Source organism: Pedobacter sp. 22226 (genome assembly GCF_052045455.1).
Lineage (GTDB): Bacteria > Bacteroidota > Bacteroidia > Sphingobacteriales > Sphingobacteriaceae > Pedobacter > Pedobacter jeongneungensis.
The window spans coordinates 314,721-332,995 of the sequence record NZ_JBQEPB010000001.1; the positions used below are offsets into that span (position 1 = coordinate 314,721).

Here is an 18,275-nt window from a genome sequence, read left to right on the forward strand (position 1 = left end):
TCCCGCTTTTTGCTACAACAAAAGCAGAAAAAGCTTTTGGTTTCCGCGTCAATCGGGTTTATTTAACACAGGCTGGTGCAACACACTTCAACCTTTCATCCGCCAAAAATACCCTTGTTCCTAAACCCGACAAAAGTGGCAGCCTCCGATTTTTTCTATCGGAGCTATAACGGATGGCGGGGCTACAACTGCTATGAAAAACTAACGATCGTTTTCAAAAAAAAATAATAATTGTAATCTTTAGTCAATTACTACAACCAAATAAAATCTTCATCAGTTTGTAAAAGCTAAGGATATATTATTATGTTCGTATTTATTCAATTAAGTTTGAACGTAAAAATATCTAAAATGAAATTCAGGAACCTACTTTTAATCTTATTATTAGCCATTACTTTCCAGGTAAAAGCACAGCAGCCAACTTTGTTGCCACAGTTTACTTTTTACCGTTTGGATGGGAAATCTTTTTCTAATACCGATATTAAACAAGGTAAAAAGAATCTTTTTATTTTATTCGATTGCACCTGTGAGCATTGCCAGCGCGAAAGCAAAATCCTGAATGCCAATTATGCTAAATTTAAAGATATTAATATTTACATGATCACCATGGATGAAGGATACATTATCCCCCAGTTTTTTAATTCTTATGCCAAAGGTTTAAATGCAAAACCTAACGTATTGGTATTACAGGATAAAAAACGCATATTTATTCCAACATTCTTACCGAAACAATACCCGGCCATGTACTTATATTCGCCTGCCGGTAAATTATTAATGTACCAGTCAGGCGATGGCGGCATCAATAAACTGATGACGGTGGTGAATAAATAATAATTATTTTTTACCACAGATATGCAGATATTCCAATATATCTGTGTTTATCCTTTTTATCTGTGGTTAAAAATCTTACCTGATAATCAGCACGGGGATATTCACCTTATGCCTCACGGAATCGACGGTCGTGCCAAAAATAAGGTCTTTTAAACCTTTATGGCCGTGCGCACCCATTACCAACAGCTCCATTTCGTTCCGGTTACTAATGTCGGCTATCGCTTTACCCGTGTTTCCGAAACCGATAAACGGCGTAGAATCATAACCTAAATCTTCCAGGTTGGTGCGGTATTTCTCCAGATTCTCAGCATCACTCATCGTTTCATGATCCATCACATTCTGTCCATGGTAACGTGCAGCTGCAGTTTCTACTACGTGGATGAGGTAGTAATGTGCATCTTTACCACCCTGGATTAAAGCGTGACGGATAGTATTTTTATCATTTTTAGAAAAATCGACCGCTATACCAATGCGTTTATAACTAATCTTGTCAATTTTACCGATATCTAAGGCATTTCCATGGGGAATAAGCGATCGGGAGGCATTCTTTTTCTTTTCCAGTAAAGGATGGAAAAAAACATAAAGCAATAACAGCACGATCAGAATTAAAGCCGGCACCACAATTACATATATCCACCAGTTATTAGCCTCTTTGGCCCAGCCGCTTATTTCTTCAATTACCAGTTTTACATTCAATGCAATAATGGCGATGGCACTAGCCCAGGCCAGAACCTTCACCCATGTCTTGATCGCGAAATCTTTCATCAGTTTCTTATCCGATGTAAAGTGGATCAACGGAATAATAGCGAAACCCAATTGCAAACTTAAAACCACCTGGCTAAGTACCAATAATCCGCCCAGGGCATCATCGCCATAATGCAGAATGGTAAAAAATGCAGGGATAATGGCCAGTAAACGGGTAATCAGGCGCCGTAACCAGGGCTGGATCCTTAAATTGATATGCCCTTCCATAATAATTTGTCCCGCTAAAGTTCCGGTAACGGTAGAGCTTTGTCCGGCGGCAATTAATGCGATGGCAAAGAGGGCTGGAGCAACGCTTCCGAAAATATTAGAAAGTAATTTATGTGCATCCTGAATTTCGGCTACTTCGTGCAGTCCGTTTTTATAAAAAGCTGCAGCAGCAAGAATTAATATAGCTGCGTTAACAAAAAAAGCGAGGTTTAGCGCTACAGTAGTGTCAATCAGGTTAAATTTTAAGGCTTCTTTTATGCCTTTATTGCTCCGTTCTATCTTTCTGGTCTGTACCAATGAGGAATGCAGGTACAGGTTATGTGGCATCACGGTGGCACCGATAATCCCGATGGCAATATATAATGCATCACCATTTAAAATGGAAGGCTCAAAACCTTTCGCTATTTCCTTAATGGATGGTTCTACAATAAACATTTCGACCAGAAAGGAAATTCCCACGATAAAAACCATTGAAACAATAAAGCCTTCCATGGCCCTCATTCCCTTGTTTAAAAGAAATAGCAATAAAATAGTATCAAAAATGGTAATGGAGATGCCCCATATGAGCGGTAATCCAAATAAAAGCTGTAAACCAATCGCCATACCGATAATTTCGGCCAGATCGCAGGCAATAATAGCGGTTTGTGCTAAACCAAATAGAGGAATATTGGCCCAGCGGGGGTAAGCCTGTTTAGAAGCCTGTGCTAAATCCAGTCCGCGTACAATACCTAAACGGGCACTTAACGATTGCAGAAGTAAGGCGATGAGGTTCGACATGAGTAAAACCCAGATCAGTTGGTAACCAAATTTACTGCCACCGGCCAGATCTGTTGCCCAGTTACCCGGATCCATGTAACCTACGCTGATTAAATAGGCGGGACCAATAAAAGCCAAAATCCTTTTCCAGCCTTTTCTTTTATCTGTATTTACGCTTTGATGTACTTCACTTAACGATTCAGTTTTTGCCATTACTGCTGATTAAAATATGTTTTGCAACTTCTCTGCTAATATTAATTTGTTTCCCGGATAGCATAATTTCTACCGAACCATCGAAATCGGTAACATCGCTTACTTCAATTTGTTTGCCCAATGTAAGTCCTAATTTTTCTAAATGCTTTAAAAAAGCAGAGCTGTGCTGACTAACGCCGGTAATGGTGCCCGAATCGCCAATTTTTAATTCAATCAGTTTAATAAACTGTGTTTTGGCAAAGCGTCCGTTTTTATCCGGGATTGGGTCGCCATGGGGATCTGCTTTTGGGAAGCCCAGAAATTCATCGAGCCGCTCAATCAGTTCTACCGATTTAATGTGTTCTAACTCTTCTGCAACATCATGTACCTCGTCCCACTTAAAGTTTAATTTATCTACCAGGAATACTTCCCAAAGACGATGTTTACGTACAATATCTATCGCTGTATTTCTTCCGATTTCTGTTAAGGTTACGCCCTGGTATTTGATATAATCAACCAAACCTTTATCGGCCAGCTTCTTAATCATATCGGTTACCGATGCCGGCTTAGTTTGCATCTGCTCCGCAATGGCATTGGTTTGAACATTGATTGTCTGCTCTGCCAAGTGGTAAATCGTCTTTAGATAATTCTCTTCGGTATAACTTTGCATTTATGTTTATCTAAGTTTATTTTTAGGTAAATCTAAAAATTTTTATTTAAAATATATATGATAAATTATGTTAAAATTTAGAATATAATTTGGTTATGTTTGTATTCTCAAATACCTTTAACACCATATGGCATCTGAATTAGATAAAATTGATTTTAAAATTTTAAGGATTCTTCAAGAGAATGGAAGAATTACCAATTTGCTTTTATCACAGGAAATTGGTTTATCACCTGCACCAACTTTAGAGCGTGTGCGTAAACTCGAAATGGCAGGATATATTAAAAGTTATCATGCATTGGTGGATGAAGAAAAACTGGGTTTAGGGATCAAAACTTTTATCCAGATCCAACTCGATTTTCATAAAAATAATACTATCCAGATCTTTTTGGATGAAGTTAACCAGATTAAGGAAATTACCGAATGCCACCACGTTACTGGTCAGGCAGATTTTCTGTTAAAGGTTTATGTGAAAGACATTAAAGCGTATGAACGTTTGATTATGGATAAAATCAGTAAAATTTCTGTAGTGAAAACTTTCCAAACGATGATGATCATGTCGACGACCAAGAAAGAACCGATTGTACCTTTGGAGTACTAGTCTACACCAATATTGTTATTAGGATTTCGATTTTCGTCGGAATGTATTTATGGGGTGAGCTAAATAGGACGATCGTCATCTCGACTGGAACGCAGTGGAATGGAGAGATCTGTTATAGATTTCTCGACTGCGTTGCACTTCGCTCGAAATGACGATCAGTTTAGTGATGATGTATCGCTTAAAATTAGTTTATCCCTATATTCAATATTATTTTCTCAATAATTCCCGAAATTTCCTTTGCGTTTTGATAAACCATAAAATGCGTTCCGTGTTCAATCACAAAATCGGGCTCAGCTGTTTTACAATAAAGTATTTTATCATTTGTGCCATGGATATGGTAAATCCTTTCAGGTACTTTTTTGTTTTTCCAGTTTAATATACTCCCGATTGCCCATTTCAAAAAATAAGGATCGGTATCTTTAATAATTTTGCTGAGCAACGTTTTTTCGGTGCCTGATTTTGTACCAAAATAATAGTTCTGGGTGAGTTTGTTTGAAAATTTTAACAGTCTGGCCGGAATAAATTTCAACAAACCCAGCTTACCAGCAAAACGATAAAGCAACGGCAAATGATTGCTTAACATCGTACTTGAAATGATGATGGTTTTTACCGGGTTTAAAATTTTCGCTATTTCCACTGCAATCATTCCACCAAACGAAACCCCAACTAAGGCAAAAGGTTGCGATTGATCGATAACTCTGCTCAACCTCCCGGCATAAGCAGCAAGTGATTCATTTTTAACCGGTTTAATCCAATCAACGTGAATAATATTGATTTTTTGATTCAGCCTCAATTTCGAAAAAATTCTCTTATCAGCCCCTAAACCACTAATAAAATACGTGTTCATTAAGCTGGCAGGTTCCAGTCGATTGGTTTCAGGTTATTTTGCACTAACAACTGATTTGCTTTAGAAAAATGTTTTGATCCGAAAAAGCCATTATACGCCGAGAATGGCGAAGGATGCGCTGCTGTAAGTACATAATGTTTCTTTTGATCAATTAAAGCTGCTTTCTGCTGTGCATATTTACCCCACAACAGGAACACGATATGTTCGCGTTTTTGAGACAAAGCTTTAATAATTTCATCTGTAAAAGTTTCCCAGCCACGGTTTTGATGAGAACCGGCATCCGAAGCTCGGACGGTTAACGTTGCATTTAATAATAACACTCCCTGCTCTGCCCAATGCGTTAAGTGCCCGTGATTTGGCGTTTTAAAACCTTCAATATCCGTTTCTAATTCTTTATAAATATTTTTTAACGATGGCGGAACAGCTACGCCTCGTTGTACAGAAAAAGATAAGCCATGTGCTTGACCAGCACCATGATAAGGATCCTGACCCAATATCACCACCTTAACCTGGTCAAAAGGAGTGGTATTTAACGCATTGAAAATATCAGCGCTTTTAGGATAAACCGTTGCGCCGTTCTGTTTCTCTTCCTGTAAAAAAGACTTCAGGCTTTTCATGTAGTCCTTTTCAAATTCTTGTTCTAAAACGGCCAACCAACCTGGTTCTAATGCTGCAGACATAGTATTGATGTAAAATGTAATAATGTAAGATGTATATGGAGGTAAACAATGTTATTGGTCGATGGTTTTATAGTTCATGGTCAATGGTACAAATGCCCAAACTGGCCGATAGACTATAATCAATCATCATACTAAGAACCATGAGCGATAATGCTAAGATTTTTTCTTGTATATCGCCAGTAAATCTCCTTCAAGACTTGTTTTTGGACCTTCGATAATCCTTCCCATTTCTTTCCCTTTTTTATCGAAAACAATAAAAGTAGGTATCCTCGAAATGTCTAAGCCATCCAAAATGCCGTTTTCAGCTTTTTTGTTGCCATCAACTGCAATAATTTCTACGTTTTTTTCTTTAAAGTGCAGGGCATCTAAAATCTTAAAGAAGTTTGGCACATTTGCCTTACTATCACCACACCATGTACCTAAAACAATTTTAATTTTTTCGTTTTTAATTAGTTTTTTCAGTTCGATCATGGTTGCTGCATCCGGAACATAAGCGGCGTAAAGCGGATCGTACATTTCTTTAAACTCAGGAAAAGTGGTAATTCCTTCGCGGGTGCAGGCGTTAATCAGGATATCTTTATTATGGACCTGATCGTGGATTTTTTTATTCATTTCCTGTGCAGAAACGTTCATTGCTAGTATAATTAGGATTATAGATAAAAAGATTTTCATATGTATTGTGTGGGTTTTTAGTGCCTGTAAATTTTTAATGAAATTATTGTTTTAAAATCTAAATTCTGCCATTTAAACACGATATTTGCAAAAAAAATAATTAGAATAAAATTTATGCCAAATATTATCAGATTAATTGCGGGGTTTGCTTTACTGGGTGGCGCAGTAGCTTTATTTATCTTTGGCTTCTGGCCATGGGGCATTATTGCCATTTTATTAGGAATAATTGTACTGGTAACTTATTTCTTTAATGAGAACATGCTTTTAGCGCAATGGTTTCTTAGAAAAGATAACATGCCTAAAGCAAAAATGTTTTTAGATCGCATTACCAACTATGAAAGCCAGTTAATTAAAGTTCAGCATGGTTACTATAATTTATTGATCGGTTTAATTGAAAGCAGAACAGCACCAATGCAAAGCGAGAAATATTTCAAAAAATCGCTTGCTTTAGGGATGCAGATGGATCATAACGTTGCATTGGCAAAACTAAGCCTGGCCGGTATTGCAATGGCTAAACGCAACAAACGCGAAGCAACCATGTACCTTGCCGAAGCAAAAAAAGCAGATAAAAATAAATTACTGGCCGATCAGATTAAACAGATGAAAGATCAGATGGGCATGATGGACAAGCAGCAGCAGGTTCGTTACAGATAATATTAAACTTTGTAGTTTGGAGCCATTTCATAATTGAGATGGCTTTTTTGTTGGGTTGTATTTTTTGAGGAAATGAAAGGGCTGTGTTTTATCGGGGGCTGCAATCCCGCTGTACGCTTTAGCCCTCATGCTTCGGGGCTGCCGCTCCCATCAGGTTTATAATGAATGGCAAGTGTATAAAATGTATGATGTAAAAAATTCCGTCATTGCGAGGCACGAAGCAATCCTAATGCGGATGCAATTAGCGATCGTAAGATTGCTTTGTGCAATGACAACTTTCCTTATGAATTTGTCGATGCAAATCGAGATGTGATAGTTACAAAGGATCCCTTCCAATAAATCTTTCTTTACCCAACAGAAAACCGATTGCCTTTTTAACATTTTTCTCTACTGATTTTTCCGTTTTGAGGTTGGCGATGTAACGTATAATTTCTTTTTGCAGGTAAGGGGCAAGGCTATCGAATACGGCTTTTGCTTTTTTATTTTCTGCTAAGGCCTGCTCCAATTTATGATTTAGACTTAGTGTACGTTCTTCAGTATCAAATTCAATTTCAAAAGTTGCAATATCGCCAAGATCTTTTCCGGCCGCCTTTCGCATGGGTGTATTCAGATACAAACGCCAGTCACCGGCATATTTTACCAAGGTTTGTTTAAATTCATAACCATTAATTTTCATAACAATTGGGAGCTGTCCTTTAGTTTTGCCAGCCTGTTTAAAAATGTATGCCAAAGTTTCTTCCGGTACAAATACAAAAGGATTAATGCCGATAATTTTAATTTCAGCTTTAAACGGTTGCGGTTTTTTAATCTCCATTAATTAAAGGTATTGCCTTTCATTAAAAATCCATAACAATAGAGTAATAAATCTGTTCTATGTGGCTGCGTTAGACACTCATCGCTAACCGCTATCCGCCGTCCGCTTTCGGCAAAAACTCAAAACTAAATTCTACTTTCCTTTGTAGTTAATATAAAATCTTATACCTATGGCAACATCACAAGACGGAAGTACAAACAATACTCAGGAAGAAAATAATATTAAAGATCTTGGTGGCAAAGCAGCCATCGAAAAACTCAGGGAACTGGCAGATAAGGCCGAAAGCTGTTTTTTTTGTACCAATATTAAAACGGGTATTCCATTATCAGTTAGGCCAATGGCTATTCAGCAGGTCGACGATGAAGGTAATATCTGGTTTATGAGCATGAAAGACAGTCATAAAAATGAAGAGATTTCTACTGATCCCTTTACCCATTTATTATTTCAGGCGGGCGCACATTCAGGCTTTGTTAATATTTATGGTATTTCAGAAATCAGCAGAGATCAGGCTAAGATTGATGAACTTTGGAGTCCGTTTATTAAAACCTGGTTTCAGGGAGGAAAAGACGATCCGAATATTACACTGATTAAAGTAATTCCTTCAGAAGGGTACTATTGGGATACAAAACACGGAACTGCTGTAGCATTTTTGAAAATGGCAGCATCCGTAATTACGGGAAAAACAATGGATGATTCGGTAGAAGGAACTTTGGAGGTTGACTAAATTTTGGTTAACTGTTTAAATTGCTTAACTGGTTAATTGTTTAAAGCGGTTAGCCGGTTAATTGTTAAATTAACTGCTGACGGGAAATTGCCAACTGAAACAGACTACTTGTCTCCTAAATAATCGAATCCTTCAAATTCTTCTCTTTGGGCTCTTTTGCTTAAGATATCTTCATCTTCAGCCTGGGCTCTTGAGAAAAATAAGGCTTCAGCCTGGATTCTTTTTATTAACTGGCGAACTAAAGTTAAATCAAAAGCATCTTTGCTTAATTTAATGCAGTATTCTCTTTCGTTAATTTCTAAACTTGACGTATTCATAAGGCAATGATTTATTTATCGATTGCTGTAAATATAGAAAAGGCTTGCTAAACAATTGTTAGCAAGCCTTTTAAGTTTTTGTTATGTTTGTGTTAACACTAAAGATGTGTTTTCACCGTTATGAAAGCCTTTTTTTGATTATTTATGTGATAAAAACAAGCCATCATCGGTTTTGGCTACCTTTAAAATGCCTTTACCGGTTAACGCTTTTAATGTTGTATCCCACTTTTTATTGCTCCAATCGGCTAGTTTTGCTTTAATATCTGTTAACAGATATTGCTCGCCTTCCGAAACCAATGCAAATAATTCTGTTTCTTCTGGTGTTAACTCTATTTTCTTTTTCTCCGGACGCATCTGCGGGAAGAATAACACTTCCTGGATGGTACTTTGATTAGTCATTAACATTACGATACGATCGATGCCAAAACCTAAGCCTGAAGTAGGGGGCATACCGTACTCTAAAGCACGAACAAAATCGTCGTCCATGGCCATCGCTTCGGCATCACCACGATCGGCAAGTTTTAACTGATCTTCAAAACGTTCTTTCTGGTCAATCGGATCGTTCAGCTCTGAATAAGCATTTCCAATTTCTTTACCATTCACAAATATTTCGAAACGCTCCACCAATCCTTCTGCGCTGCGGTGTTTTTTAGCCAATGGCGTCATTTCGATTGGATAATCCGTAATAAATGTAGGCTGGATTAAATTAGCTTCTACTTTATCACTGAAAATTTCGTCTACTAATTTACCGCGACCCATGGTAGAATCGGTTTCGATGCCTAATGATGCGCAGGTTTGTAAAAGTTCCTCTTCAGTCATTTTCGAAACATCAATTCCGGTATATTTTTGGATCGATTCGTACATGGTCAGTTTTTCGTATGGCCCTTCGAAATTGATTTCGTTTTCACCAACTTTTACCACAGCCGAACCATTGGTTGCAATAGCCACTTTTTCTAAACATTCTTCAACCATGGCCATCATCCAGATATAATCTTTATAGGCCACATAAATTTCCATTGAAGTATATTCCGGATTATGCGTACGGTCCATCCCTTCATTACGGAACATTTTACCGAACTCATAAACGCCGTCGAAACCTGCAACGATCAGTCTTTTCAAATACAGCTCATTTGCAATACGCAGGTAAAGCGGCATATCCAATGTATTGTGGTGTGTAGCAAAAGGACGTGCGGCGGCACCACCATGGATAGGCTGCAGGATAGGGGTTTCTACCTCCATCCAGCCTTGCTCATCAAAGTAATTACGCATGCTGTTAATTACCTTGCTGCGTTTGATGAAAATTTGTTTGTAATCAGGATTTACCGTTAAATCTACATAACGCATACGGTAACGCAGTTCTGGATTGGTAAAACCGTCATATACATTTCCTTCATCATCACGTTTTACGATGGGTAGCGGACGTAAAGATTTAGCTAAAACAGTAAAACCGGTAACGTGGATAGAAATTTCTCCCGTTTGGGTAGTAAAAACGTAACCGGTAATCCCGATAAAATCGCCGATATCCAAAAGCTTTTTAAATACCGTGTTATATAAGGTTTTATCATCGCCAGGACAAAGCTCATCTCTCTTCAAATAAATCTGGATACGGCCTGTAGAATCCTGTAATTCAGCAAAAGATGCGGCACCCATTATATTACGTCCCATAATACGACCCGCTAAACTAACGGTCTTATAGGCGGTTTTATCTTTTTCGTAGTTTGCTAAAATGTCGGCAGCAGTAACGTTAACTTCATAAGCTTCTGCCGGATAAGGCTCAATGCCTAACTGGCGTAATTGTTTTAACGACTCACGTCGTAATACTTCTTGTTCTGATAATCCTATACTCATTTCGGGTATTTTTTGCAAAAGTAATGATTTTGCAGGGTTTTATTTTTGTCTTAATGTATAATTTTAATATGCCTGGATAAGCACATCTGTAGGTATATTGAAACTTTCGTGTAATTGCCTGATCATATCGAGTGATAATTTCCGCTTTCGGTTTAATATTTCACTAGCCCGGCTTTTTAAACCAACAACTTTGGCTAAATCACTTTGTTTATAGCCCATTTGTTCCATTCTAAATTTGATGGCCTCAATTGGGTCAGGAAAACCAATAGGAAAATGTTTGTCCTCGTAATTTTCGATGAGGATTGCTAATACCTCTAATTCATCACCTTCGACTGAGCCTTTTTTAGCATCGAAAATAACTTCGAGCCTTTCTAAGGCTTGAGTATAATCATTTTGTGTTTTGATCGGCTTAATATTCATGTGTTTAGATTTTAGTAGCATTTATTTTATCATATTCAGCATGAGTACCAATAAAACGTATCCAGATCATCTGATAATCATAATTGATTTTGATAATCAACCGATAGTTATTGCCTTTAATATTAAAAACAATTCTATTATCAGCCAAGATACTTGCACTGGGATAATCGTTTTTTACATCATTAGGCTTTTCCCAAATGCTATTGCTTGTTTCCTGGTACCACGATTTCAGTTGTTCTTCACAATCCGGATGTTTTTCCCAAAAATCACGCAGTATTTTTTTTGCGATTATTCTCACTTAGATAAATATTGTACAAATATAAGAAAAGTTCCCTAATTGGGAAATTTTTAATTGTTATGATTCCGCTTCTACACCTTCTTCATACATTTCGTTAATCGCCTCTGCATATTTCTTTTCCACAATACGGCGTTTAACTTTCATAGTCGGGGTAATTTCGCCTTCATCGATATTGAAAGGATTACGTTTGATCTTGAAGTTTTTAATGCGTTCAAATTTTGCCAGTTCATTAGAGATTTTCTTAATGTCTTGCTCCATCCAGTCGATAATTTCCTGGTTACGGATAAAAGGATCAGCTTCTTCGAAAAACGATGGCTGAAGTTTAAAAGTTTCTTCCAGTGTTTCCCTGTTCGGGATAATGATAGCCGTGATAAATTCGCGTTTATCGCCAATTAAGAACAATTGGTCAATTTTAGGACTTTTTAAATAAATATTTTCTACCGGGGTAGGATATACGTTTTTGCCATAAGCATTTACGATCATGTTTTTTAAACGATCGGTAATCTGCAGATTTCCTTTATAAAACCGGCCAATATCGCCGGTGTGGAACCACATATCTTTATCAATTGCCTCGGCAGTTTCTGCAGGTTTGTTAAAATAACCTTTCATTACACAGTGACCACGCACAATTACTTCACCTTCAGCACATTCGTAATTTTCTTCAAAAGTATGGTGTGTCTGGATGCTTAGCATTGCTTTGCTTTCTACATCCTGTATGCCAACCTCAATGCCGGGGATTACACGCCCAACCGTACCATAAACCTGCCGGTGGTATTCCGTTACCGACATTACCGGCGAAGTTTCTGTTAAACCAAAACCTTCTAGAATTTTAATGCCCAGATCGCCAAAAAACTCGCCCACATTTTTAGGTAAGGCCGCTCCGCCCGAAATCATGAATTTTAAACGTCCACCGGTTTTTTCTTTGATCTTGCTAAAAACCAGTTTCTCTGCGATTCCTTTTTTTGCTGATAAGATTAAGCCCGGATTTTTGCCTGCTTCTTTGGCTACACGGTATTTATTTCCGGTTTCTAAGGCCCAGGTAAATATTTTTGCTTTTGTACCTCCGCCTGCAGTTCCGCCTTTTATCGCTTTATCGTGAATGCGCTCCAGCAAACGTGGTACGCAACTCATCACGGTTGGACGCACTTCACCCATGTTTTTTGCCAGTAACTCCAAACTTTGTGCGAAAGCAATTTTACAGCCCTGAGCACAGCAAACATGATAGGTAGCAGTACGCTCGAAAACGTGCGATAATGGTAAAAAAGAGAGGAAAGTTTCTGTTTGGTCGATCACCGGGATTTGCTGCAAACACACCTCCACATTTTTTACAAAATTATAATGGGTAAGCATTACTCCTTTTGGCGTTCCGGTTGTTCCTGAAGTATAAATCAGTGAGGAAACATCTTGTGGCAACACCAAACTTCTGCACTGGTCTATTTCGGCCTTTTCGGCAGCTGTAACCTGATGTTTAAGTGCCAGGATATCAGAAAAAGCAATTACCTCTACATTTACATCTGCTGGGATGGTAACTTTCTCAAAATCTTTAAAAGCAGGGATTATATATTTTAGTTCCCTGCAATTGGCCGCAACCTTTAATACTTTACGGTATAAAAAATTATTCCCAACAAGAATGGCTTTTATGCCGGAATCGTTGATGATATAAGACACCTCCTGCTCAGAAAGTGTAGGATAAATGGAAACGTTGATTACGCCAATCTGCTGGATTCCCTGATCGTAATAAACATATTCTGGAGAATTTTCGATCATCAAACCTAAGCGGTCGCCTTTTTTTATTCCTTTCTCTAAAAAGAATGCTGAAACTGCATCAGCTCTTTTCAGGGTATCTTCATAAGAAATTTCTGCCCATTCTGCACCCTGTTTATGGATCAAAAAGGTTTCTTGTGGTTGATGTATATTTTTTACAACATTCCGCAACAGGGTAGGGACCGTTGAAAATTCGTTTATTAATGGCATTGCTCGTAATTGGTTCGCTGATTTATAATTAACAATTATAAGGCTTTTTGGTTTAAAAATACAAATTGGGGTTAGGGTTTGGTTGTTTAAGTAGTTTTAAGGCTGTACTGGTTTCAATAGGTTCAACTTCGATGTCGTCATTTCGAACGGATTGCAACGAAGTCGAGAAATCTATCAAGATAGATCTCTCCGCTACACTGCGTTTCGGTCGAGAGGACGTATCTTGTTAAAAACAAACCTTTTAAAACGCAAAAAAGGTTTCATAAAATGAAACCTTTTTCTATAAGTATTGATCTGATTAAACAGAAAAACTCTCACCACAGCCACAGCTACGGCTTGCATTCGGGTTGATGAAATTAAAACCTTTTCCGTTTAAACCATCTGTAAAATCCAGTTCAGTTCCGGCCAGATAAAGGAATGATTTCATGTCCAGCGCAATTTTGATTCCTCTGTCTTCAAAAAACTGATCGCCTTTTTGCTCTTCGTTATCAAAATCCAGATTGTATGATAAACCCGAACAGCCACCACCTTTTACTGATACACGTAAAAAGTAATCAGAACCCATTTCCGAATCCTGCATTAAGTGAGTGATTTTTTCTTTTGCTTTATCTGTTATCGTAATCATAGTGATAGAGATTTGTGATTTGAGAGGTTAGATTTGAGATATATTTGAGCGCCCTAAGTTAGGTGCTTTCACATCTCAAATCTATTGTCTCACATCTATTCTAGTGGTGCGATTTTTCTAATACAATAGCTTCCAAGCCATTTTTAACGCGGTAATCGTTAATCGCAGATTTAATTGCATCTTCCGCCAAAACTGAGCAGTGGATTTTTACCGGAGGTAAAGCCAATTCTTCAACAATATCCATGTTATCGATAGATAAAGCTTCATCAATTGTTTTTCCTTTTAACCATTCTGTAGCTAAAGAAGAAGAAGCAATAGCAGAACCACAGCCAAATGTTTTAAATTTAGCATCAGTGATTACGTTATCTTCTCCAACTTCAATCTGTAAACGCATTACGTCGCCACACTCAGGTGCACCAACTAATCCTGTTCCTACAAATTTGCTGTCTTTATTTAAAGTACCTACGTTACGTGGGTTATTGTAATGGTCAATTACTTTTTCTGAATATGCCATGATTTCTATTTCTTAAGTCTCCTTTCGGAGATAATTTTATTTATTAATTATCAGTTACCAATTTTTAATTACCAGTTTACCTACTCAAAACTGGTAACTGCCAACTCCAAACTGGCTTAGTGTTCTGCCCACTCAATTTTACTCAAATCGATTCCTTCTTTAAACATTTCCCAAAGTGGAGAAAGTTCTCTTAAGTGGTTAACCGCTTTTTGGGTTACTTCAATGGCCTGGTCAATTTCTTCTTCTGTAGTAAACCTTCCTAAACCGTAACGAATAGAAGAGTGTGCTAAATCATCAGATAAACCTAAGCTTTTTAATACATAAGATGGTTCTAGAGATGCTGAAGTACAAGCCGATCCGGAAGATACTGCTAAATCACTCATCGCCATCATTAAACCTTCACCTTCAACATATTTGAACGAGATATTGGCTACATGTGGTAAACGGTGTTGTGTATTACCATTAACATAACTTTCTTCCATTTTGTTCAAAGTAGTTTCCAGCTTATCACGCAAAGCAGATAAACGTGCTGATTCACTTTCCATTTCTAAACGGCAAAGTTCGCAGGCTTTTCCTAAACCAACAATACCAGGAACGTTTAATGTACCCGAACGCATACCACGCTCGTGGCCACCACCATCCATTTGTGCGGTTACTTTAACTCTTGGGTTTTTACGACGAACGTAAAGTACACCAACACCTTTCGGACCGTACATTTTATGTGCCGAGAAAGCCATTAAGTCAATACCATCAGCATTTACATCAACCGGAATTTTACCAACTGCCTGCGTAGCATCAGTCATAAATAAAGCACCGTGTTTATGTGCAATGGCTGAAATTTCTTTAACGGGTTGAATTACACCGATTTCGTTGTTGCCATACATAATCGAAACTAAAATCGTTTCAGGAGTCATGGCAGCTTCCAATTCAGCTAAATCAATTAAACCGTCTTCTTTAACACCTAAATAGGTAACGCGGGCGCCATTTTTCTCTAAGTGTTTGCAGGTATCTAAAACTGCTTTATGTTCAGTAACCGCTGTAATAATGTGGTTACCTTTTTCTTTGTACATTTCAAATACACCTTTAATTGCCAGGTTATCGGCTTCGGTTGCACCTGATGTAAAAATAATTTCTTTTTCAGTACAGCCGATTAATTTGGCTACCTGCTCACGGGCATAATCTACACCCTCTTCGGCCACCCAGCCGAACGCGTGATTACGACTTGCGGCATTTCCAAATTTCTCAGTAAAGTAAGGTAGCATTGCTTCCAGCACCCGTGGATCTAACGGTGTTGTAGCATTATTATCTAAATATATCGGCTGTTTCATCTCTATTCTGTTAATTATATCACAAAGATACGAAAAAACTTATTTAACAATTATAAATAATAGCTATGAGCTTATAGAGAAAAGCCGCATTTTTACATTCACATAACCTTATAATCTATGAAAAAGATAGAACACATCGGTATCGCGGTAAAAGACCTAAACCGTTCCATCGCCATTTACGAGAAACTGCTCAATACCGATTGCTATAAAACGGAGCAGGTTGCCTCCGAATTTGTAAATACAGCTTTTTTTAAAACCGGCGAGAACAAAGTAGAATTACTTCAGGCTACGGCTCCGGATAGTGCAATTGCGAAGTTTATCGAAAAAAAAGGAGAGGGGATTCATCATATCGCTTTCCTGGTAGATGATATCCTGGCCGAAATGGAACGTTTGCACCGGGAAGGTTTCGTGCTGCTCAATGAATCGCCAAAAAAAGGAGCCGATAATAAAATGGTCTGTTTTGTGCATCCAAAAGATACCAATGGTGTGCTGATCGAGATCTGCCAGGAAATTAAATGGGTATAAGGATGGAAGATGGAAGAGGTAAGATGGGAATGGCTTAACTCGGGCGTCAACTTGAATTTATTTCAGGGTCTTTTGAAAACGAATGGTTCCGTATTCCATAGCCTTTTCAGTCCTGCTGTTCACTTTAGTCCCTCTTTTCAATCGGGAGCTGCCGTTTCCATCAGGTTTATTTAACTTTGGCCTGTGGTGCTTGGCTTTAGCAAATTGCCTAATAAAACTTGATCTTAAAATCCTATAATCTCAAAAATCCTAATTCCGTGTCATTAACCAGTATCATCAGCAAAGATTTCGATATACCGGATACTCTTTCCGAAAGCCAGTTACGGGATGCAATGGTTGATGCTTTTACCTACCTCATCGATACCGATTTTCCTAAACTGATCCAGATCTTATATAAGGCAGATGTAGATCAGTATAAACTAAAAGAACTGCTGGAAACCGTAGAAGGCTTAAGCTCCGCTGAGGTAATTGCTGATGCTTACATTGCCCGTCAGAAAGCTAAAATAGAAACCTGGAAAAAATACAGTCCGAAAAAGGATTAATCGGTAGTTTCTTCCTGCGAAGGATTAAACCTGTTGTACATATCCATATCAAAAAAAGAGATGGAATTAATCTTATCCGCTTTTAATACGAGGTCGGTTTTTAATTCATCTGTATTGGCAACCGAACCATCTTCAATATAACTGGCGTAAACCGTTAAATATTGAGTGGTAAAAACCAGTTCCTTATCATCGGCCTTACGGTAACCACTAAAAGCAGGCGTAATCCGGATATAACTTGTGGTAAAAGGTTTTGGCAGTTCTTTCACCCAGCCGATGTAAAATTTGCCGCTGTCCATGGTAAACTGTAAAAGGTGGGCATCAAAAAAAGAGGAGCTTAATAATAGTTCAAATTCATTTCCCGATGTGGCTATTGCCCTTTTAATCGCTTTTAGGCGGTTGATAAAAAGATTCGCGATCTCAGTTGCCGCAACGGCTACTAATAAAGATAAACTTGTGGTGCCAAAATAAGGCGCATGGATAGGAAGTAATCTGCTAAGTTGTTCAACGGTTTCTGGCCAGATGGCAATAAAAATTCCCCTTAATATAAAACACGCGCCGAGTAATAGGATTCCGGCAAAAGCAGAATTTAATAGTATGCGCTGGCTTTCGAGCCGGTATTGCACATACCGCAGGTACCTGAACCTGATTAATATATAATAGCCGCCTACAAGAGGGAACAAGAGTAGGTTAAATGGCATTTATATGGTTATTTTTTGTTTTTGTCCTTTTCTATCTTTTTGAAAATATTCGATTGCATTAATGCACCCACCATTTCGATAACCCTTGGCTGCGCAAAAAAATCAGGACTTTTAATGTAGAGCTTTCCGCTGCTATCGGCATGGATAATGCCGTCAAATTCGCTTTCTTTTCTCATATACCAAATTTACACATATTTTTTAAATATCTGAAAAACAATATTCAGCTCAAAAAAGTTTAGCTTTGCCGCGATCTGTTTATGCCCTTTTGATTAAACCAGAAGTAGAAAAGCCATATAATTTAAAATTCTTTAATTAGGCTTGTAAATCAAAAATAAAATTAAGATATTTGCATCCTCTAAAATAGAGGTAGAAAGACTAATAGGAAATGTCATAAGCGTTGTTGCCAGCAAATTGCAAAAATGTTCTTGATGCTTTCACACAAATAACTAAAAATAATATTCAAATGAAAAAAGATTTGCACCCAACAAGCTACAGACCAGTTGTTTTTAAAGATATGTCTAACGAATATGCTTTCTTAACAAAATCTTGCGTAGATACTAAAGAAACAATTAAATGGGAAGATGGTAACGAGTACCCTCTTTATAAATTAGAGATTTCTCACACTTCACACCCTTTTTATACTGGTAAAATGAAATTGGTTGATACTGCAGGACGTATCGATAAATTCAAAAACCGTTACGCTAAGAAATAATTTTAGCTGTAAAAAGCATTTTTTGAAGTCCCTTTGCCAAAAGCATCGGGACTTTTTTTATTTTTGC

The 18,275-nt window shown here is 37.7% G+C and carries 23 protein-coding genes; 7 read left to right on the plus strand and 16 right to left on the minus strand.

What is annotated here, in order from left to right; translation table 11 throughout:
* Positions 1-348 precede the first annotated feature (348 nt).
* Positions 349-828 carry a TlpA family protein disulfide reductase gene (locus ACTJKC_RS01335; RefSeq protein ID WP_440789577.1) on the plus strand — a complete coding sequence of 160 codons (480 nt, stop codon included), beginning with the start codon at positions 349-351 and terminating at the stop codon, positions 826-828.
* 75 nt (positions 829-903) lie between these two features.
* Here ACTJKC_RS01335 and ACTJKC_RS01340 read toward each other — a convergent pair whose 3' ends face one another.
* Both ACTJKC_RS01340 and ACTJKC_RS01345 read right to left on the minus strand, forming a co-directional pair.
* The gene (locus ACTJKC_RS01340; protein WP_440789579.1) at positions 904-2,769 is read right to left on the minus strand and encodes an Nramp family divalent metal transporter; all 1,866 of its coding nucleotides are present in this window, start codon (positions 2,767-2,769) and stop codon (positions 904-906) included.
* Complete coding sequence (locus ACTJKC_RS01345; RefSeq protein ID WP_440789581.1) at positions 2,756-3,418, minus strand: metal-dependent transcriptional regulator; 663 nt, start codon at positions 3,416-3,418, stop codon at positions 2,756-2,758. The genes ACTJKC_RS01340 and ACTJKC_RS01345 overlap by 14 nt, the downstream gene beginning before the upstream one ends.
* Positions 3,419-3,545: 127 nt before the next feature.
* On the opposite strand from ACTJKC_RS01345, the gene ACTJKC_RS01350 reads away from it, so the two are divergent.
* Positions 3,546-4,016 carry an Lrp/AsnC family transcriptional regulator gene (locus ACTJKC_RS01350; protein ID WP_025142637.1) on the plus strand — a complete coding sequence of 157 codons (471 nt, stop codon included), beginning with the start codon at positions 3,546-3,548 and terminating at the stop codon, positions 4,014-4,016.
* Between the two features lie 184 nt (positions 4,017-4,200).
* Here the strand turns inward: ACTJKC_RS01350 and ACTJKC_RS01355 are convergent, their stop codons facing one another.
* The 3 genes from ACTJKC_RS01355 to ACTJKC_RS01365 form a co-directional block, all read right to left on the minus strand.
* Positions 4,201-4,863, minus strand: coding sequence for an alpha/beta fold hydrolase (locus ACTJKC_RS01355; protein WP_440789583.1), 663 nt, complete (start codon positions 4,861-4,863; stop codon positions 4,201-4,203).
* Positions 4,863-5,543 (minus strand): uracil-DNA glycosylase, encoded by a 681-nt coding sequence (gene ung, locus ACTJKC_RS01360; RefSeq protein ID WP_344851334.1) that lies wholly within the window; start codon positions 5,541-5,543, stop codon positions 4,863-4,865. The genes ACTJKC_RS01355 and ung overlap by 1 nt, the downstream gene beginning before the upstream one ends.
* Before the next feature lie 153 nt (positions 5,544-5,696).
* The gene (locus ACTJKC_RS01365) at positions 5,697-6,176 is read right to left on the minus strand and encodes a thioredoxin family protein (protein WP_440789586.1); all 480 of its coding nucleotides are present in this window, start codon (positions 6,174-6,176) and stop codon (positions 5,697-5,699) included.
* A 153-nt stretch (positions 6,177-6,329) separates the two neighbouring features.
* Between ACTJKC_RS01365 and ACTJKC_RS01370 the strand changes: the two genes are divergently transcribed.
* Positions 6,330-6,869: a hypothetical protein gene (locus tag ACTJKC_RS01370; RefSeq protein ID WP_025142634.1), complete on the plus strand. Its 540-nt coding sequence runs from the start codon at positions 6,330-6,332 to the stop codon at positions 6,867-6,869.
* 316 nt (positions 6,870-7,185) lie between these two features.
* Here ACTJKC_RS01370 and ACTJKC_RS01375 read toward each other — a convergent pair whose 3' ends face one another.
* Positions 7,186-7,683, minus strand: a complete 498-nt coding sequence (locus ACTJKC_RS01375; protein WP_440789588.1) for a YdeI/OmpD-associated family protein — start codon at positions 7,681-7,683, stop codon at positions 7,186-7,188.
* Between the two features lie 169 nt (positions 7,684-7,852).
* Between ACTJKC_RS01375 and ACTJKC_RS01380 the strand changes: the two genes are divergently transcribed.
* Positions 7,853-8,407, plus strand: coding sequence for a pyridoxamine 5'-phosphate oxidase family protein (locus ACTJKC_RS01380; protein ID WP_440789590.1), 555 nt, complete (start codon positions 7,853-7,855; stop codon positions 8,405-8,407).
* A 104-nt stretch (positions 8,408-8,511) separates the two neighbouring features.
* Here the strand turns inward: ACTJKC_RS01380 and ACTJKC_RS01385 are convergent, their stop codons facing one another.
* The 8 genes from ACTJKC_RS01385 to ACTJKC_RS01420 form a co-directional block, all read right to left on the minus strand.
* Positions 8,512-8,724 (minus strand): hypothetical protein, encoded by a 213-nt coding sequence (locus tag ACTJKC_RS01385; protein WP_440789592.1) that lies wholly within the window; start codon positions 8,722-8,724, stop codon positions 8,512-8,514.
* A gap of 138 nt (positions 8,725-8,862) precedes the next feature.
* Entirely contained in the window at positions 8,863-10,572 is a 1,710-nt protein-coding gene (gene lysS, locus ACTJKC_RS01390; RefSeq protein WP_440789594.1) for a lysine--tRNA ligase, read from the minus strand.
* Positions 10,573-10,635: 63 nt separating this feature from the next.
* Entirely contained in the window at positions 10,636-10,992 is a 357-nt protein-coding gene (locus ACTJKC_RS01395) for a helix-turn-helix domain-containing protein (protein WP_440789596.1), read from the minus strand.
* Between the two features lie 4 nt (positions 10,993-10,996).
* Positions 10,997-11,290, minus strand: coding sequence for a type II toxin-antitoxin system HigB family toxin (locus ACTJKC_RS01400; RefSeq protein WP_440789598.1), 294 nt, complete (start codon positions 11,288-11,290; stop codon positions 10,997-10,999).
* 57 nt (positions 11,291-11,347) lie between these two features.
* Positions 11,348-13,264 (minus strand): AMP-dependent synthetase/ligase, encoded by a 1,917-nt coding sequence (locus ACTJKC_RS01405; protein WP_440789600.1) that lies wholly within the window; start codon positions 13,262-13,264, stop codon positions 11,348-11,350.
* A gap of 298 nt (positions 13,265-13,562) precedes the next feature.
* The gene (locus tag ACTJKC_RS01410) at positions 13,563-13,889 is read right to left on the minus strand and encodes a HesB/IscA family protein (protein ID WP_025142623.1); all 327 of its coding nucleotides are present in this window, start codon (positions 13,887-13,889) and stop codon (positions 13,563-13,565) included.
* A 100-nt stretch (positions 13,890-13,989) separates the two neighbouring features.
* On the minus strand, positions 13,990-14,403 hold the full coding sequence (gene iscU, locus ACTJKC_RS01415; RefSeq protein WP_025142622.1) for a Fe-S cluster assembly scaffold IscU: 414 nt from the start codon (positions 14,401-14,403) through the stop codon (positions 13,990-13,992).
* 116 nt (positions 14,404-14,519) lie between these two features.
* Entirely contained in the window at positions 14,520-15,731 is a 1,212-nt protein-coding gene (locus ACTJKC_RS01420) for an IscS subfamily cysteine desulfurase (protein WP_440789603.1), read from the minus strand.
* Positions 15,732-15,848: 117 nt separating this feature from the next.
* Between ACTJKC_RS01420 and mce the strand changes: the two genes are divergently transcribed.
* Both mce and ACTJKC_RS01430 read left to right on the plus strand, forming a co-directional pair.
* Positions 15,849-16,256 carry a methylmalonyl-CoA epimerase gene (gene mce / locus ACTJKC_RS01425; protein WP_344851324.1) on the plus strand — a complete coding sequence of 136 codons (408 nt, stop codon included), beginning with the start codon at positions 15,849-15,851 and terminating at the stop codon, positions 16,254-16,256.
* Between the two features lie 257 nt (positions 16,257-16,513).
* A complete protein-coding gene (locus ACTJKC_RS01430; RefSeq protein WP_440789605.1) occupies positions 16,514-16,798 on the plus strand; it encodes a hypothetical protein in 285 nt (94 codons plus the stop codon).
* Here ACTJKC_RS01430 and ACTJKC_RS01435 read toward each other — a convergent pair.
* Both ACTJKC_RS01435 and ACTJKC_RS01440 read right to left on the minus strand, forming a co-directional pair.
* Positions 16,795-17,496: a hypothetical protein gene (locus tag ACTJKC_RS01435; protein WP_344851322.1), complete on the minus strand. Its 702-nt coding sequence runs from the start codon at positions 17,494-17,496 to the stop codon at positions 16,795-16,797. The two genes, ACTJKC_RS01430 and ACTJKC_RS01435, sit on opposite strands and share 4 nt — an antisense overlap.
* Before the next feature lie 8 nt (positions 17,497-17,504).
* Positions 17,505-17,672, minus strand: a complete 168-nt coding sequence (locus tag ACTJKC_RS01440; RefSeq protein ID WP_344851321.1) for a hypothetical protein — start codon at positions 17,670-17,672, stop codon at positions 17,505-17,507.
* Positions 17,673-17,959: 287 nt separating this feature from the next.
* On the opposite strand from ACTJKC_RS01440, the gene ACTJKC_RS01445 reads away from it, so the two are divergent.
* Positions 17,960-18,208, plus strand: coding sequence for a type B 50S ribosomal protein L31 (locus tag ACTJKC_RS01445; protein ID WP_025142617.1), 249 nt, complete (start codon positions 17,960-17,962; stop codon positions 18,206-18,208).
* The last annotated feature ends 67 nt before the right edge of the window (positions 18,209-18,275 follow it).